At 68.1% G+C, this 15,050-nt stretch carries 15 protein-coding genes; 8 read left to right on the top strand and 7 right to left on the bottom strand.

Features of this window, described 5'->3' with window-relative positions; all coding sequences use genetic code 11:
- The first annotated feature begins 119 nt into the window (after positions 1-119).
- Entirely contained in the window at positions 120-614 is a 495-nt protein-coding gene (locus GQ56_RS0119275; protein ID WP_031400172.1) for a hypothetical protein, read from the top strand.
- A 30-nt stretch (positions 615-644) separates the two neighbouring features.
- Here the strand turns inward: GQ56_RS0119275 and GQ56_RS0119280 are convergent, their stop codons facing one another.
- The 4 genes from GQ56_RS0119280 to GQ56_RS45585 form a co-directional block, all read right to left on the bottom strand.
- Positions 645-1,151 carry a hypothetical protein gene (locus GQ56_RS0119280; protein ID WP_031400173.1) on the bottom strand — a complete coding sequence of 169 codons (507 nt, stop codon included), beginning with the start codon at positions 1,149-1,151 and terminating at the stop codon, positions 645-647.
- 128 nt (positions 1,152-1,279) lie between these two features.
- Entirely contained in the window at positions 1,280-2,701 is a 1,422-nt protein-coding gene (locus GQ56_RS0119285) for a sigma-54 dependent transcriptional regulator (protein ID WP_031400174.1), read from the bottom strand.
- A 111-nt stretch (positions 2,702-2,812) separates the two neighbouring features.
- Complete coding sequence (locus GQ56_RS0119290) at positions 2,813-3,397, bottom strand: hypothetical protein (RefSeq protein WP_031400175.1); 585 nt, start codon at positions 3,395-3,397, stop codon at positions 2,813-2,815.
- A gap of 158 nt (positions 3,398-3,555) precedes the next feature.
- Positions 3,556-5,115: a chemotaxis protein CheA gene (locus GQ56_RS45585; protein ID WP_161788567.1), complete on the bottom strand. Its 1,560-nt coding sequence runs from the start codon at positions 5,113-5,115 to the stop codon at positions 3,556-3,558.
- Here GQ56_RS45585 and GQ56_RS46550 point away from each other — a divergent pair.
- Complete coding sequence (locus tag GQ56_RS46550) at positions 5,102-5,305, top strand: hypothetical protein (protein WP_160257520.1); 204 nt, start codon at positions 5,102-5,104, stop codon at positions 5,303-5,305. The genes GQ56_RS45585 and GQ56_RS46550 overlap by 14 nt on opposite strands.
- A gap of 106 nt (positions 5,306-5,411) precedes the next feature.
- Here GQ56_RS46550 and GQ56_RS0119300 read toward each other — a convergent pair whose 3' ends face one another.
- The 3 genes from GQ56_RS0119300 to GQ56_RS0119310 form a co-directional block, all read right to left on the bottom strand.
- Positions 5,412-5,693, bottom strand: coding sequence for a hypothetical protein (locus GQ56_RS0119300; RefSeq protein ID WP_031400177.1), 282 nt, complete (start codon positions 5,691-5,693; stop codon positions 5,412-5,414).
- 73 nt (positions 5,694-5,766) lie between these two features.
- Complete coding sequence (locus tag GQ56_RS41490) at positions 5,767-6,357, bottom strand: hypothetical protein (RefSeq protein ID WP_075122969.1); 591 nt, start codon at positions 6,355-6,357, stop codon at positions 5,767-5,769.
- Positions 6,358-6,469: 112 nt separating this feature from the next.
- Positions 6,470-6,793, bottom strand: coding sequence for a hypothetical protein (locus tag GQ56_RS0119310; protein WP_031400179.1), 324 nt, complete (start codon positions 6,791-6,793; stop codon positions 6,470-6,472).
- A 1,229-nt stretch (positions 6,794-8,022) separates the two neighbouring features.
- On the opposite strand from GQ56_RS0119310, the gene GQ56_RS44430 reads away from it, so the two are divergent.
- The 6 genes from GQ56_RS44430 (at position 8,023) to GQ56_RS0119335 (ending at position 14,990) form a co-directional block, all read left to right on the top strand.
- Positions 8,023-8,208, top strand: a complete 186-nt coding sequence (locus GQ56_RS44430) for a hypothetical protein (RefSeq protein WP_152601790.1) — start codon at positions 8,023-8,025, stop codon at positions 8,206-8,208.
- A 285-nt stretch (positions 8,209-8,493) separates the two neighbouring features.
- Positions 8,494-8,892 carry a hypothetical protein gene (locus tag GQ56_RS39405; RefSeq protein WP_235212714.1) on the top strand — a complete coding sequence of 133 codons (399 nt, stop codon included), beginning with the start codon at positions 8,494-8,496 and terminating at the stop codon, positions 8,890-8,892.
- Entirely contained in the window at positions 8,885-9,892 is a 1,008-nt protein-coding gene (locus GQ56_RS0119320; protein WP_031400180.1) for a UDP-glucuronic acid decarboxylase family protein, read from the top strand. Before GQ56_RS39405 ends, GQ56_RS0119320 begins: the two co-directional genes overlap by 8 nt.
- The gene (gene galE / locus GQ56_RS0119325) at positions 9,889-10,878 is read left to right on the top strand and encodes a UDP-glucose 4-epimerase GalE (protein WP_031400181.1); all 990 of its coding nucleotides are present in this window, start codon (positions 9,889-9,891) and stop codon (positions 10,876-10,878) included. Before GQ56_RS0119320 ends, galE begins: the two co-directional genes overlap by 4 nt.
- A gap of 39 nt (positions 10,879-10,917) precedes the next feature.
- Positions 10,918-12,321, top strand: coding sequence for a UDP-glucose dehydrogenase family protein (locus tag GQ56_RS0119330; RefSeq protein ID WP_031400182.1), 1,404 nt, complete (start codon positions 10,918-10,920; stop codon positions 12,319-12,321).
- A 26-nt stretch (positions 12,322-12,347) separates the two neighbouring features.
- Entirely contained in the window at positions 12,348-14,990 is a 2,643-nt protein-coding gene (locus tag GQ56_RS0119335) for a glycosyltransferase (RefSeq protein WP_031400183.1), read from the top strand.
- Positions 14,991-15,050: the final 60 nt, after the last annotated feature.

The following is a 15,050-nucleotide window of genomic DNA, read 5'->3' on the forward strand; positions in this document are numbered from 1 at the left end:
CGGCCAGCAGGTAAAATCGCATCCTTTGCATGCCACGCCGGGCTCGCCGGCGGCGACGCCGCGCCGATGCCGCGCGCACGCCGCCCGTTCACCGGCTGCCCGTACTCCGCGCTTTCCCCATGACCGAATCCGACCTGCAATCCGACGACACCTCCATCCACGAAAGCGGCCTCTGGCGCGACAACGGCTGGGCGGCCCGCATCATCAAGAACGAAGACGACGACGGCTGGGCCGTCGAGATGATCAAGGACGGCGAGGCCGAGCCCGCGCTCGTCGGGCCGTGGACCATGGGCCGCGACAAGAAGAACCCGAAGCCGATGGACGCGAACGCGTTCCGCACGCTCGTGAAGACCGCGACCGAGGTGCTGATGCGGCACGAGCAGCAGCGGCGCGCGATGCTGCACAAGGAAGTGACCGTCCAGGACGAGGACGGGCAGGATGTGTCGGTGACGCTCGACATCGTGCCGGACGAGTTCGAGCCGTATGCGCAGCTCAAGGCGTTCGATCCGTACGGCGAGCTGCTGGCCGACGCGAAGGTGTCGGCCGGCTTCAAGCTGAACAAGGCCAGCGCCGGGCGCTGGGTCGCATCGGGGTTCGAGCGGCCGGCCGACTGAGCCCGCCGCGCGACGCGCCGGGCCGCCCGATCAGGCGCCGGCGCCCGGCCGCGCGTGCCGCAACCGGCGCGCCGCCAGCTTGCGCCGCACGAGCTGCTCGAACTGCCGCGTCGCGACCTCCGGGTCGCGCGCGGCCAGCCCGAGCGCGTTGCGCACGAGCTGGATCGGCGTCAGCACGACGCCCCACGGCAGCCCCCACCAGCCGAACGCGGCCGACGCCAGCAGCGCGACCGCCTGCTTCCTGCGGCCGCAGCGCCGGCAGCACACGTGGCGCTGCGTCGCCCAGCGCGTGACGAACAGCAGCGACACGACGCGATGCGACGCATGGACATCGACCGGGAGGTCGTCGCGACGGCAGATCGGGCACGGCCCGTAACGCCAGTCGTGCACGTATTCCCAGACCTTCGCGTCGGGCACGCGCTCGGCCTCGACGACGATCGGATGCGCGTGCGCGCACGCCGGACGGCAATAGCGGCGGCCGTCGATCGTCCGCCCGCCGGCCAGGAACGTCCTGCCGCAGTGACTGCACTCTGCCACGGTAACCTCGGATAAGCGGGATGCGCCGCGTGCCGGCCGCGCGCGTCGCATCGCGCCGGCGGTCCGGACGGGCCGTTTCCTGTCTTAACGGCGGCCGCCGCGCGGTCTTGAGCGGCGGCGCGGGCCGGTCAGCCGTGCAGTCCGTGCGCGGTCATCAGCCGATACAGCGTCGCGCGCGAGATGCCCAGCTCGGCCGCGACATCCGCATGCTGGTGGCGGTGGCGCAGCAGCGTTTCCTCGATCGCGTGCCGCTCGGCCTGCCGGCGCGCTTCCGCGAGCGTCGGCGGCTGCCCCGACGTGTACTGGTGCAGTTCGAGATCGGCGGCCGAGATCATCGGGCCGTTCGTCATCACGACCGCGAAGCGGATCCGGTTGATCAGCTCGCGCACGTTGCCGGGCCACGAATAGTTGTGGATCGCCTCGACCGCGCACGGCAGGAAGCCGCGAATCCGGTGCGAGCTGTCGCCGCGATAGCGCCGCAGCACATGATCGGCGAGCAGCATGATGTCGCGGCCGCGCACGCGCAGCGGCGGCTCGTCGATGCGCAGCACGCACAGGCGGTAGTACAGGTCGGCGCGGAACCGCCCCGCCTGCATCGCGGCTTCGAGATCGACGTGGGTCGCGGACACGATGCGCACATCCACCGGAATCGACGCATGCCCGCCGAGCCGCTCGATCCGGCCTTCCTGCAGGAAACGCAGCAGGCTCGCCTGGCTCTCGAACGGCATGTCGCCGATCTCGTCGAGAAACAGCGTGCCGCCGTGCGCGGCCTCGATCCGGCCGATCTTGCGCTGGTGCGCGCCCGTGAACGCGCCGCGCTCGTGGCCGAACAGCTCCGCCTGCAGCAGCGTCGACGGAATGGCCGCGCAATTCACCGCGACGAACGGCGCCTCGGCGCGCATCGACTGCTGGTGGATCGCCGCCGCCGTCAGCTCCTTGCCGGTGCCGGATTCGCCGGCGATGAACACGGTGGCATCCGTGTTCGCGACCTTGCGGATCGTCGCGAACAGCCGGCGCATCGCCTCGCACGAGCCGATCATCGCGCCGCCGGGCGGCGCCGCATCGGCGGCCGGGGCGCCGTCGGCCAGCTTCAGCATCCCGTAGGCATGGCCGACCAGATAGCCGATCGTGGTGTAGGCCGTCGCATTGCGCACGAAGTCGAAACAGCAATGACGGATCAGGCGCGCGATCGCGAGGTCGCGCAGCCGCTCGTCGTCCGCGAGCGCGACCCAGCCGACGCGCGGGTCGCGCAGCAGCGCCTCGAACGACGCGACGTCGGGCGACCCGAAGCTGGCAAAATCGACGACGCCCGCATGCGGGCGGTTTGCCCTGACGAGATTCAGTGCGTCCGCAACGGTTTTCGCGCGCCACACGTCCCAGCCGCGCGACGCGAGACAGTCGACGAGCGCGGCATCGTGCTGCTGCGACAGATAGACGAGCGGCCGCGCCGGCACGACATGGTTGCGCCGGACGGCGACGAACGGCGCCGCGCCCGCCTCGCGTTCGAGATCCTGCGGGCCCGACACCCTGATCTGGCAGCAATGGTTCACGATGGCCTCGTCGTGTAGGTTGATTGTCGAAACGGCCGTGGCCGGATCGCGCATCGCGGAGCTTCGCGGTCCCGCGGCGCGGCGCCGGGCCGTCCCCGGACCGACGTCCCGCTATCGGCAGAAAACGACGCGCTGCGTGTAGATCTGCGGCTCGACGACCGGCTTCGCGGATCGGTCGAGCTCGTCGCGAAAGGCCCGGTAGGTCTTGCCGTTCACCGTCACTTCCGCCGCGCGGGCGGTCTCGATCGTGTTGAGCTCGTTGTGCTGCCACCCGCTCACCCGATCCGCCGCCGTCAGGCTGGATTCGCCGGCGATCTTCTGCGTGATCGCGCTGCCGTCGCTCCAGGGCATCGACTGCATGTCCTCGGCATGCTGCATCGCGCCGATCGTCTTGCCGGTCGGCGCCGGCCCGTTCTGCGCCTCGAACGGCACGCCGCGGCCGTACACCGGCGATCGCCACGATGGCGCGTGGCCCTCCTCCGGCATCATGTAGATCATCTGCGGATCGCCGATCATCACCATCGGCGCACATGCCGTGTTGTCCGCACGACCGAGCGTCGTCAGCGCCTGGTCGAGGCTCGCGGCCGTCGCGGCGGTCTGCTCGCCCAGGATGACGAACACCGCAGGGTTCTGAAACACCGCCTGCGCAGCGGCTTGTGCGCTGTACAACAGCAGAGCGACCAAAAAGATCCTCATGATTGAGGCCTCCTTGCATCCTCGTCAGGCAAAAAGAGGTGTTGACCTCGGGGATGGGACCAACACCCGTCAAACAGGAAACGACCGTCGGGCAGCGGGTTCGGGCGGCTCCCGTGCGGCCGGCATGCGGCCGCACGGGGGAGCACCGACCCGCGTGCTTACGACGACGTGCTCGTCGACATGACGGCCGGAGCCGGTGCGACCGGGGCAGCCGGAGCGGCTTGCTGGTCGACCGGGGCCGCCGGCAGTCCCTGCGCCGGATCGGACAGCGCCGGCATCTCGGCGGGCTGCGCCGCGGGCTCGTCCGGCACCTTCGCGTCGGCCGCCGGCATATCGGCCGGCATGTCGGCCGGCGCCGCGGCTGCGGCAGGCGGCACGGCTTCCGGCGCGGGCGCTTCGGCGGCGACCGGAGCCGGCTCGACAGCCTTCGCATCGGCCGCCGGTTCGGGCATCGCGGCCTTCGCGTCGGCGGCAGGCGCCGCATCGGCGGCGGCCGCGGCCGGAGCCATGTCGGCAGCCGGCGCGGCAGCGGCCTGCGCTGCGTTGTCGGACGCGGCCGGCATCGGTTCCGGCGCCTTGTCGGCAACGGGCTGAACGGGCGCTGGTCCCGCGTCGACGACAGCCGGCGCGGGTTGCGGCGCCTGATCGGCAACCGCCGGCGCGGGTGCGGGCGTCTGGTCGGCAACAGGCTGCACGGGCTCGGATGCCTTCGTGTCGGCGACCGGTGCGGCAGGCGCTTGCGACGCCTTGTCGGCGACAACCGGAGCGGCGATCACGGCGGCAGCCGGCACGGCGGCCATCGCGGCCTCCGGCGCGACCGAAGCCGCAGGCGCGGCGACCACCGCGGGCGCAGCGGCGACCGCCGGTGCGGCGGCGGCCACGGCGGGCGCGGGTGCGGCAACCGCAGGCGCTGCGGCAGCCACGGCCGGTGCTGCCACGGCCGGTGCGGCTGCGGCCGGCGCTGCGGCGGCCACTGCGGGCGCTGCCACCGCCGGTGCGGCTGCGGCCACTGCGGGCGCTGCGGCGGCAACCGCGGGCGCCGCGACGGCCGGCGCGGCTGCGGCGACAGCCGGCGCTGCCGCTGCCGGGGCCACGGCAACCGGCGCCATCGACGGCACAGGTACCGGCACCGGCACCGACACGGGTGCCGCCTGCACTGCGGTCGTCGCCACCGGGCGGGTCTGCGCGGGCGCCGGCGCGGCGGAACCGAGCGGCGGCAATCCCATGCGGTCGCGCACGATCGGATCGCGGTACTTCAGATCGTCCGCAACCGTCGCGTCCGCGCTCGGCGCCACGTTCGAACGGGCGAGCGGCGCGGTCGTGCCCGGGCACAGATGCCCGGTCGCTTCCACCGCGCGCCGGTTCGCGTCGCTCTGGCAAAGCAGCGCGAGCGCGACGTCGGTCAGGCCCATCGCACGGAATTCACGCGCATCGAGACGACGCACGCAGGCCTGATCGACCAGCGTCGTGCCGCCCGTCGCGCCGAACCCCGGGAACGACACGCCGACGCTCACCGATCCCATGCAGGTGTCGGACAGCGTGGTCGTGAGGCCCGGCGCCTGGATCGCGGGGTTCGTCTTGATCGTTTGGGTGCCCGAATAGTTGACGTTTTCCGCCGACTGGGTGTTGTATGCGCTGGTGCCGGGCGCGCCCGCCGACTGCAGCGAACTCGCGCTCTGTGGCGTCAGGTTCGAGCCGCCGCTCGTGCTGGAAGGCACCGTCACGTTCACGTTCACGCTCGAATTCCCGCTGCTGCGCACCCCGCTGGAGCTGTTGGCGTTGCCGCCGCGCGAACTCGTGGTGTTCGTGTTCGTGTTCGAGCTCATGCTCGAACCGCCGCCCTGGCTGACCGCTGTCGACGACGTCGATGACTGCGCATTCGAAGTCGAATCGGCGGTTTGCGCTTGAGCCCCGATCGTGGTCATCGCGAACATCGCCGCACATGCCACCTTGATCCTGTTGCTGTTCATTTCACTCTCCGGACGAGGTTTGACCTCCCACCCAGGCAACCGTATTAATTCCCCTGAATCCCTTCAGCTTTGCGTGCTTCCCCGAACTGCTTCCAGCCGTTGCCCAGCTGAGACCACGAGGCCGCCGACATGCCCTGCCACTGCTGGGCGTTCGGTTCACCGATGGCACTGCCCGAAGAAAGCGTTTGTTGTTCTGACGGTTTGGTTGTCTGGTCAGGGCTGTTTGACGTCTGCAAATTCGATTGCACGTCGTCGGCAATACGGTCGACGCCATACGCCGTCAGAGACGCGAGCATCAGAGCGGCGGCAATCAGTTTCTGCTTCATGCCAACTCCTTACGTGACAACAATGTGGGAAAAGAGACCAGCGTCGCAGGGAAACTGGTCCCCCCACACCTGACTAATGACTGCTGCCGGTCGCACTCGAACTGGCCTGGCTTCCGCCCGATGCGGACGGCGAGCCGGCCGAACCGGTACTCCACACGGTCGACGAGTTGGTGTGATCCGCGCCTGCGATCGAACCAGACCCACCGCTACCGGTTACCCCGGCGGCGCCCGCGTTGGCATTACCCTGGTCGTTCGCGCTGGTGGCCGTGTACTTGTTCGCGCCGAGTACGATCGTGGCGCTCACTCCTCCCGACAACGCGTTCGCGTTTTCGCTCGTGCTGCTGTTTCCACCGTACGAGCCTGCGGCACCGATACCGCCGCCTGCCGCGAATGCGCCCCCGTTCGTGCCTGAACCGCTGGCCGTCGAGGTCGAGTCGTGATAAGCGGATGCCGTGCCGGCGGAACCAGCGGGTGTCACGGTACTGCCTGCGCTTGCACCTGCCGTCGACGTCGAGTTGCTGGTATAGCTGCCGGAACCGACCAGCACCGACCCGGATACACCAGCCGCAACGGATTGCGTCTGGTTGGTCGTGGACGAACCTGCTGCCATTGCAACCGACGATAAGACGGTAAGCGCTGTCGCTAATATGACTTTGGCTTTCATAGCAATTCCTTGCTGTGAGGAAGTTCGGCGGTGGCGGAGCCGGGCTTGCCCCCCATCGGGCGACACCCGGCATCCGTACCGCCAGCCAATGACGAACGCTACGCGTCGCGGCTTAGTGGTGCGTCGTCCAGCCGATCGAGCCGGCATTCGCGCCGCTGGTGCCGCCTGCTTGCGCGCCACCGAAGCCGAAGCCGCCAACCGACGACGATTGGGTGTGGCTCGTGTACGAGATCGAGCCGCTCCCCGGACCGCCGGCAACTGCGCCTGCGGCGCCGAGTGCCGCGCCCGAATCGGTTGCGGCGAACGTGCCGAACCCGACAACGCCAGCTGCCGTCGAACCGCCGCTCGACGCACTGCTGCTCGACACCGTGCCGCTACCTGCGAACGCTGCACCCGAAACCGCCAGAACTGCTGCTGCAATCAGAAGCTTCTTCATGGTCGACTCCATAACGGCGTGGACAGAATGAATCAGGAAGATCGCACGCCATCAACCTTCCCGATTTGAGCAATCCTCAAAAATAAGGATCACTATCCAATTACAAGAAACCTGCATCCATTTCAATTGCATTCTTTTGTTATTTTGACCAGCCGAAGTTTAGGCTCGCATTTTTAAGTAATCCAAATTTTTCTAGTAAGTGTTTTCTATTATTTTTAAGACGATTAGGTCTTTAACAGAAAACACTATTTGCATTCAAGCCGGAAAGATTCCCCCATCCATCCGGATCGCGACACCCGATACCCCGCCGGACGGCATGCCGATATACGGCCTCCCGTGCCGGAATCGAAATGCGCGAATACATCGACCACCGCAAAATGCAGCGCCGCTCAAAATGCGCCCTTTATCGGCGCGGCGACGGCCCCGCATTGCAGCCAGGTGGCATGTTTTCTCCCTGAGCTGTCGACGAAAGGTCTTCCGGATGATCCGGCCGACTGGAGATCGATCTAGTCCGGCCGGCGCCGGTATTGGCCGGGCGCGACCGAGACGGTCCGGTACGGACGAAGGGGAAGCGGCATCAGGCTGTCTGGCACGAACAGCCCGATCCGTCCGGGTGAGCTGAATGAATGCGAGTACCGCTGTCGCCCGCCTGTCGCAAGGCGCGGCAGCCGCGCCAGCACGCGAAGCGCGCGGCGGGCAAGAAACCGGTACGGAGCGACCCGCGAAGCAGGCACCGCGTCGCGAGCAATACCCCGATGTTTCCGACTACCCCACGGGGGCGCAAAATATGCGCCGATCAAGCTACTGCTTATAGTCTTCATCGCCGTTTCCCCGACTGCTTATTGACGAGTTGGTCGCCCACTTGTTCGTTACGCCGTGTCGACCGCTCGCCGGTGCGTCCAGTACCGCAAGCAGCGTGCCACGCGTTATTCCACCGCCGATTGCGCGCGGCAAACGGCCGCTACACCGGCACCCGCCGTCGGGAACGGCATTTTTTGTTTCAGGAATGTATCGCATTCACGCTTCGACGCCCGCTGCGATCCACGCACGCCGCAATGCAAGCGCCGGATTAGACGGACGAATCCGGTGCGCGGGCACGCCGCGGGCGGCCACGTGAACGCGTGTTTCAAACTTGAGATGGACGCCGTCTCGCAGGCCGGGCGGCGCGCGCCCGGCCGCCCGCGAACCGCGGGTCGCCGCGCAAGCGGCCCGCCGTCCCGCCACGACGAATGAGAATCGATTCGCTCGCCGCCGGGCCGCGCGAACCGGGCGCGACCGCCGCCGATACGCCACCGGCACGCGTTCGCATCGACGGCCCAAACGATTTTGATTCATTCGTGAAAATGCCGACGCGATCAGATGTCGATCGAACAGCGAAACCGGCTAAAAAGAAGAAATCCGGATTACGCGCGTAACAATCAAAACAAATGAAAACGCATCATCCAGCCACGGTCGTTCACATCAATTTTTCACTTTCATTGACCCCGGCTTTCACACGAGAAATCGCGCGACACACGATTCACGCAGGCAACATTTTCAATCCTTTATTGACGAATTTCTCATCGTTGAAACATGTCCGCCTCATGTATTTCATGACGAGGTTCATCCCGTAAAAGCCTGATTCATCGCGCGTTTGATCGGATCGAATCGGCGCGCCTGGGCAATCGGGCGCGTCGCTTTCCTGTCCCCACGATTCATGCGTGAAACAGAAGCCCGCGCGGCGCGCGGCGATCGCGCGATGGTGCGCGCGCACAACGGCGCTGCGCCGCCGCTGGCATGCCGATTGCCTGATGCACCGCTCATCGAGCGGCGCGCCACGGCAAAAAAATACGGGCGACGGCCCGCTCGTCAATCAGCATCTCGGGGATACGGCGATGAAGATCACCTCTGATCGATCGACGCTTGCGTCGTTCAAGCAGCAACGGGGCTGTCAACGCAACCGGAGCGCCTGTCGCGGCGCCTCGTCGACTTCGGCACATGCGAACCGGCGCCTGCCGAAACGCTGCCCGTGCAGCGGAATGGAGCGCGTGCGCGCGGCCGTCGAGCAGATCGACGCCGGGCTCCCGGCGCTGAACGACGAAGGGGAAAGCCATGAATGACAGGGTCGCGCTCGAAACGCGCGCCGGTCAGCGCGTCCTCGTGACGGGCGGCGCCGGCTTTCTCGGCAGCTACGTGTGCGAACGCCTGGTGATGGAAGGCGCGTCCGTCACGTGCATCGACAGCCTGCTGACGGGGCGCAAGCTCAACGTCGCCGACCTGAAGGCATCCGGCCGCTTCGAGTTCGTGAAGGGCGACGTGTCGCTCGGGCTGCCGCACCTGCAGGTGGACGAGATCTGGAATCTCGCGTGCGCGGCGTCGCCGCCCACCTACCAGATCGATCCCGTCCACACGATGATGACGAACGTGCTCGGCATGAACCACTGCCTCGCGCTTGCGCGCAAGACGGGCGCGCGCGTGTTCCAGGCGTCGACCAGCGAGATCTACGGCGACCCCGGCGTGCACCCGCAGACGGAAACCTATCGCGGCAACGTGAACACGATCGGCCCGCGCGCGTGCTACGACGAAGGCAAGCGCGCGGCCGAGGCGCTGTGCTACGACTACTACCGCACGCACGGGATCGATGTGCGCGTCGCACGCATCTTCAATACCTACGGGCCGCGGATGTCGCCGCGCGACGGCCGCGTCGTGTCCAACTTCATCGTCGGCGCGCTCAACGGCGCGCCGCTCGAGATCTACGGCGACGGCCGGCAGACGCGCTCGTTCTGCTTCGCCAGCGACCTGATCGACGGCTTCTTCTGCCTGATGAGCGCCGAGCGCAACATCGGCACGCCGGTCAACCTCGGCAACCCCGGCGAATTCACGATGCTCGAGCTCGCGGAGAAAGTGCTCGCGATGACGGGCTCGACCTCGGAGATCGTCTTCCGGCCGCTGCCGATCGACGACCCGCACCAGCGCAGGCCCGACATCTCGATCGCCGCGACCGAGCTGGGCTGGCGGCCGAGCGTCGATCTCGGCGAAGGCCTGCGCCGCACCGTCGACTATTTCAGCCGCGAACTGTGGCTCGAACCGGTGCGGCACGTGACCGGGGCAACGGCATGAAAGTGCTCGTGACGGGCGGCGCCGGCTATATCGGCAGCCACACCTGCAAGGCGCTCGCGGCGGCGGGACACGAGCCGGTCGCCTACGACAACCTGTCGACGGGCCATCGCGACGCGGTGCGCTGGGGGCCGCTCGTCGCGGCCGACATTCTCGATCGCGACGCACTGTCGAAGGCGTTCGCGACGTACCGGCCCGACGTCGTGATCCATTTCGCCGCGCTCGCCTACGTCGGCGAATCGGTGCTGGCGCCCGAGCGCTATTACACGGTCAACGTCACGGGCACCTGCACGCTGCTGAACGCGATGCACGCGGCCGGCATCGGCAGGATCGTGATGTCGTCGTCGTGCGCGACGTACGGCATCCCCGACCGGCTGCCGATCTCGGAGCGCACGCCGCAGATGCCGATCAATCCGTACGGCTTCACCAAGTACGCGATGGAGCGGATGGCCGCCGATTTCGAGCGCGCGTACGGGCTGAAGTGGGTCGCGCTGCGCTACTTCAACGCGGCGGGCGCGGACCCCGACGGCGAGATCGGCGAGTGCCACGAACCGGAAACGCACGCGCTGCCGCTCGCGATCCGCGCGGCACTCGGCACGGGCAACGCGTTCCAGGTGATGGGCACCGACTACCCGACGCCCGACGGTTCGGCGATTCGCGACTACGTGCACGTGAGCGACCTCGCCGACGCGCACCTGAAAGCGACCGCCTATCTGTGCGGCGGCGGCCACAGCGTCGCGCTGAATCTCGGCACCGGCCGGGGGACCTCGGTGCTCGACGCGCTGCGCGCCGTGGAAGCCGTGACCGGGCGCGGCGTGCCGACGGTGAAGGTCGCGCGCCGCCCGGGCGACCCGCCCGAGCTGTACGCCGACGCGACCAAGGCCGCGCTCGTGCTCGGCTGGCGGCCGCGGTTCACCGCGATCGAGCACATGGTCGAACACGCCGCGGCGTGGTTTCAAAAGGCGTTGCAGGTCGAATCGGGAAAATAACCGGGCACGCTTCACGGAACGCCCGTCAGGGGAACCACCATGAATGTGCGGATCGCCATCGTTGGCACAGGCTACGTCGGGCTCGTAAGCGGCGCGTGCTTCGCGGATCTCGGGCATGACGTCGTCTGCATCGACAACAATCGCGGCAAGATCGACGCGCTCAACGAAGGTCGCATGCCGATCTACGAGCCGGGCCTCGACGCCGTCGTCGCACGCACCGTCGAACGCGGCACGTTGCGCTTCAGCAGCGATCTCGCGGCGAGCGTGCGGGACCGCGACGCGGTGTTCATCGCGGTCGGCACGCCGACGCTGCCGGGCACCGATCGCGCGGACCTGCAGTACGTCGAGGCGGCCGCCCGGGAGATCGCGTCGAACCTGACCGGCTTCGCGGTCGTCGTCACGAAGTCGACGGTGCCGGTCGGCACCAACCGGATCGTCCAGCAGATCGTCGAGCGCTGCGCGCCGGACGGCGTCGCCCCGGCGATCGCGTCGAACCCGGAGTTCCTGCGCGAAGGGTCGGCGATCGACGATTTCATGCATCCGGACCGCGTGGTGTTCGGCGCCGAGCATCCGCGCGCGATCGAGATCATGCGGGCCATCTACGCACCGCTCGAAGCCATGGGCCATCTCGTGTTCGCCACCGGGATCGAGACGGCGGAGCTCGTGAAATACGCGGCGAATGCGTTCCTCGCGGTGAAGATCAGCTACATCAACGAGATCTCGGATCTGTGCGAAGCGGTCGGCGCCGACGTCGAGCTGGTCGCGAACGGCATGGGCCTCGACCGGCGCATCGGCGCGTCGTTCCTGAAGGCCGGCCCCGGCTGGGGCGGCTCGTGCTTCCCGAAGGACACGCGCGCACTGAAGGCGACCGCCTCCGAGTACGCGGTGCCGCTGCGCATCGTCAGCGCGGCGATCGAAGCGAACGCGCTGCGCAAGGAGCAGATCCTGCACCGCATCGAAAAAGCCTGCGGCGGCACGATCAGGGGCAAGCGCATCGCCGTGCTCGGCCTCACCTTCAAGGGCCAGACGGACGACGTGCGCGAAAGCCCGAGCATCGACGTGATCCAGCTGCTCGTCGGCGCGGGCGCGCACATCCGCGCATACGACCCGGCCCGGCCGCACGAAGCGTCGCGGCTGCTGCCGCAGGTGTTCATGGAAGGCTCCGCGATCGACGCGGTGCGCAGCGCGGACGCCGTCGTCGTGATGACCGAATGGAAGGCGTTCGAGGCGCTCGATCTCGCCGACCTCGCGGATCACATGGCCGATCCGGTGATGCTCGACATGCGCAACCTGTTCAGCGAACGCCTGGCCGTCGACAGCGGCTTTCGCCGCTACGAACGCGTGGGCTGCTCGTGCGGCGAGCGCGCGCCGGCGGACCCGGCGCCGGAACCGCGGCACGCAAGCGAGGATCCCCGGCCGCCGCGCGGCCTGCTTCAGGAATGATGGTCCTACCTCCACGGGAGAACACCATGAAGAAGCTGGTTGCGTCGCTGGCCGGCGGCCCTGCGCCGGACACCGCCGACACGCAGGCCGATCGCACCGGATCGCTGCATGCGGACGTCCCGCTCGTCGTCCCGCTGATGGACAACGGCAGCAGCGTCGTATTCCATGTCCTCGCGCTGTGCTGGTTCGCCGCGCTCGCCGTCTTCTGGCGCTGGTGGCTGCGCGACGAGCACTACGTCGACGCGTTCCGCTTCGGCGTCAACTGCTTCGTGCTGTTCTGGACCACCTTCATTCCCGGCTACTTCATCTGCATCATCCGCTCGGCGGTCGTGCCGAACCCCGCGCTGCCGGTGCCGCGCGACTGGCGCGTCGCGATGGTCGTCACCAAGGCGCCGTCCGAGCCGTTCGGGATCGTCCGCACGACGCTGCTCGCGATGCTCGACCAGACCTACCCGCACGATACGTGGCTCGCCGACGAGGACCCGTCGCCCGAAACGCTCGACTGGTGCCGCGAACACGGCGTATTCGTGTCGACACGGCGCGGGGTCGCCGCGTACCACCGCGCCAGCTGGCCGCGCCGGACCCGCTGCAAGGAAGGCAACCTCGCGTACTTCTACGACACCTACGGCTACGACAACTACGATTTCGTGTCGCAGCTCGACGCGGACCACGTGCCGACCCGCACCTATCTCGAGGAGATGCTGCGGCCGTTCGTCGATCCGGAAGTCGGCTACGTGTCGGCGCCGAGCATCTGCGACAGCAATGCGGCGTCGAGCTGGAGCGCACGCGGGCGCGTCAACGTCGAGGGGCCGCTGCACGGCACGATGCAGGCCGGCTATGCGGGCGGCCTCGCGCCGCTGTGCATCGGCTCGCACTATGCGGTGCGCTGCCGCGCGCTGCGCGAGATCGGCGGGCTCGGGCCCGAGCTCGCCGAGGATCACTCGACCACGATGATCTTCAATGCGCGCGGCTGGCGCGGCATGCACGCGCTGAACGCGATCGCGAACGGCGAAGGGCCGCGCACGTTCGCCGATCTGGCCACGCAGGAATTCCAGTGGTCCAAGAGCGTGATGATCATCATGCTGCGCTACACGCGCCGCTATTTCACGGGGCTGCCGCTGAAGCTGAAGGCGCAGTTCCTGTTCTGCCAGATGTGGTACCCGCTTTGCGCGCTCGCGATGGCGGGCGGCGTCGTGATTCCGGTCGTCGCGCTGTTCACCGGCCGCGTCTGGGCGCACGTCGACTACCTGACCTACCTCGCCTACGCGCTGCCGCTCACCGCGCTGCTCCTGTGCGTCGTGAGCTGGGCCACGCATACGACGCAGTCGTGCCGCCCGCTGAATACGAAACTACTGTCCTGGGAAGGGCTGTCGTTCGTGTTCGCGCGCTGGCCGTGGGTCGTGCTCGGCTGCGCGTCGGCGCTGTTCGACTGCGCGCGCGGCAAGGAATTTCCGTTCAAGGTCACGCCGAAGGGCGGCGCGATCGAAACGGACGCGCCGCTGCGCGTCGTCGCGCCGTACCTGCTGATCTCGCTGTTCTGCAGCCTGCCCGTCGTCACGGTGGAGAACCCGCGCAACGCCGCCGGCTTCTATCTGTTCTCGACGCTGACGAGCATCCTGTATCTCCTGATCGCGGCCGTCGTCACCGTGAATCACGGCCGCGAGCAGGGGCTCGATGCGTCGGCGTTCCGGCAGATGTTCTTCAGCCGCCTGCCCGTGCGCAACGCGCTGTTCGCGATCGCGCTCGCGATGCTGTTGTCGGGCATCGGGCTGCGCGCGCCGAGGGGCTGGCAGGCGATGATGTGGCGCTCGGGATTGCCGGCCGTGGCCGCCCCCGCGCCGGGCGAACCGGTGAAGCAGCCCGAGCTCGGCGCGTACGATCCCGACAATACGCTCGCGGCCGACCAGGGCCTCGCGTTCGATCATGTGTTCGTGTCATGGAACGCGCCCGACATCCAGGTGGAAATCGACGACGCCTACCGGAGCGCGCAGGCGCGCAACCGTTCGCTGATCGTGACCGTCGAGCCGTGGGCGGCCAGCGGCACGCGGCCGGGCGCGCTGCTCGAGGATATCGCGCACGGCCGCTATGACACGCGGATCGCCGACACCTGCTCGGCGCTCGCCGCCCTGAAGGGCTCCGTATTCGTACGCTGGGGCCACGAGATGGAGGCCGACACGGGACGCTATCCGTGGGCCGTCGGCGACGCGCCGGCCTATGTCAACGCCTACCGGCGCGTAGTGACCGCGTGCCGCGCGATGACCGACCAGATCCGCTTCGTGTGGTCGCCGGCCGGCAACCGGAATCTCGACGACTATTTCCCGGGCCGCGAATACGTCGACGAAATCGGCCTGTCCGTCTTCGACTGCCCGCGCTGTGCGATCTGGCCGGTCAGCAGCCATGCTTCCGCCACGAGCATCCTGCGGACCAAGTACGAGCGGGTGACCGACTACGGGCTGCCGGTCATGGTCACGGAACTCGGCGTCGACGGGTCGAGCGCGCACAAGCGCGAGGCGCTCGCCGAACTCCAGCGGTCGCTGTGGCGCTATCCGCTGCTGAAGGCCGTGGTCTATTTCAATTCGGTCGATACGCCCGGCGCGTGGCCGGCGCACTATGTGCCGGACTGGCGGATTCCGCCGGCGTTCCTGCAGACGACGGTCGTCGCGAAATGACCGGCGGCCGGCACTCGGCGCGCGGCACAGCGGCGGCGGCTGCGACGACGCGCCGCCGTC

Origin of the sequence: Burkholderia paludis, assembly GCF_000732615.1 — a bacterium.
GTDB lineage: Bacteria > Pseudomonadota > Gammaproteobacteria > Burkholderiales > Burkholderiaceae > Burkholderia > Burkholderia paludis.

Excerpts from the sequence above, each read along its gene's own strand:
- GQ56_RS0119300 (WP_031400177.1), bottom strand. The coding sequence starts at position 5,693 with ATGAAGCAGAAACTGATTGCCGCCGCTCTGATGCTCGCGTCTCTGACG.
- GQ56_RS0119320 (WP_031400180.1), top strand. The coding sequence starts at position 8,885 with ATGAATGACAGGGTCGCGCTCGAAACGCGCGCCGGTCAGCGCGTCCTC.
- galE (WP_031400181.1), top strand. The coding sequence starts at position 9,889 with ATGAAAGTGCTCGTGACGGGCGGCGCCGGCTATATCGGCAGCCACACC.
- GQ56_RS0119330 (WP_031400182.1), top strand. The coding sequence starts at position 10,918 with ATGAATGTGCGGATCGCCATCGTTGGCACAGGCTACGTCGGGCTCGTA.
- GQ56_RS41490 (WP_075122969.1), bottom strand. The coding sequence starts at position 6,357 with ATGAAAGCCAAAGTCATATTAGCGACAGCGCTTACCGTCTTATCGTCG.
- GQ56_RS0119290 (WP_031400175.1), bottom strand. The coding sequence starts at position 3,397 with ATGAGGATCTTTTTGGTCGCTCTGCTGTTGTACAGCGCACAAGCCGCT.
- GQ56_RS0119275 (WP_031400172.1), top strand. The coding sequence starts at position 120 with ATGACCGAATCCGACCTGCAATCCGACGACACCTCCATCCACGAAAGC.
- GQ56_RS0119335 (WP_031400183.1), top strand. The coding sequence starts at position 12,348 with ATGAAGAAGCTGGTTGCGTCGCTGGCCGGCGGCCCTGCGCCGGACACC.
- GQ56_RS44430 (WP_152601790.1), top strand. The coding sequence starts at position 8,023 with ATGAGAATCGATTCGCTCGCCGCCGGGCCGCGCGAACCGGGCGCGACC.
- GQ56_RS0119310 (WP_031400179.1), bottom strand. The coding sequence starts at position 6,793 with ATGAAGAAGCTTCTGATTGCAGCAGCAGTTCTGGCGGTTTCGGGTGCA.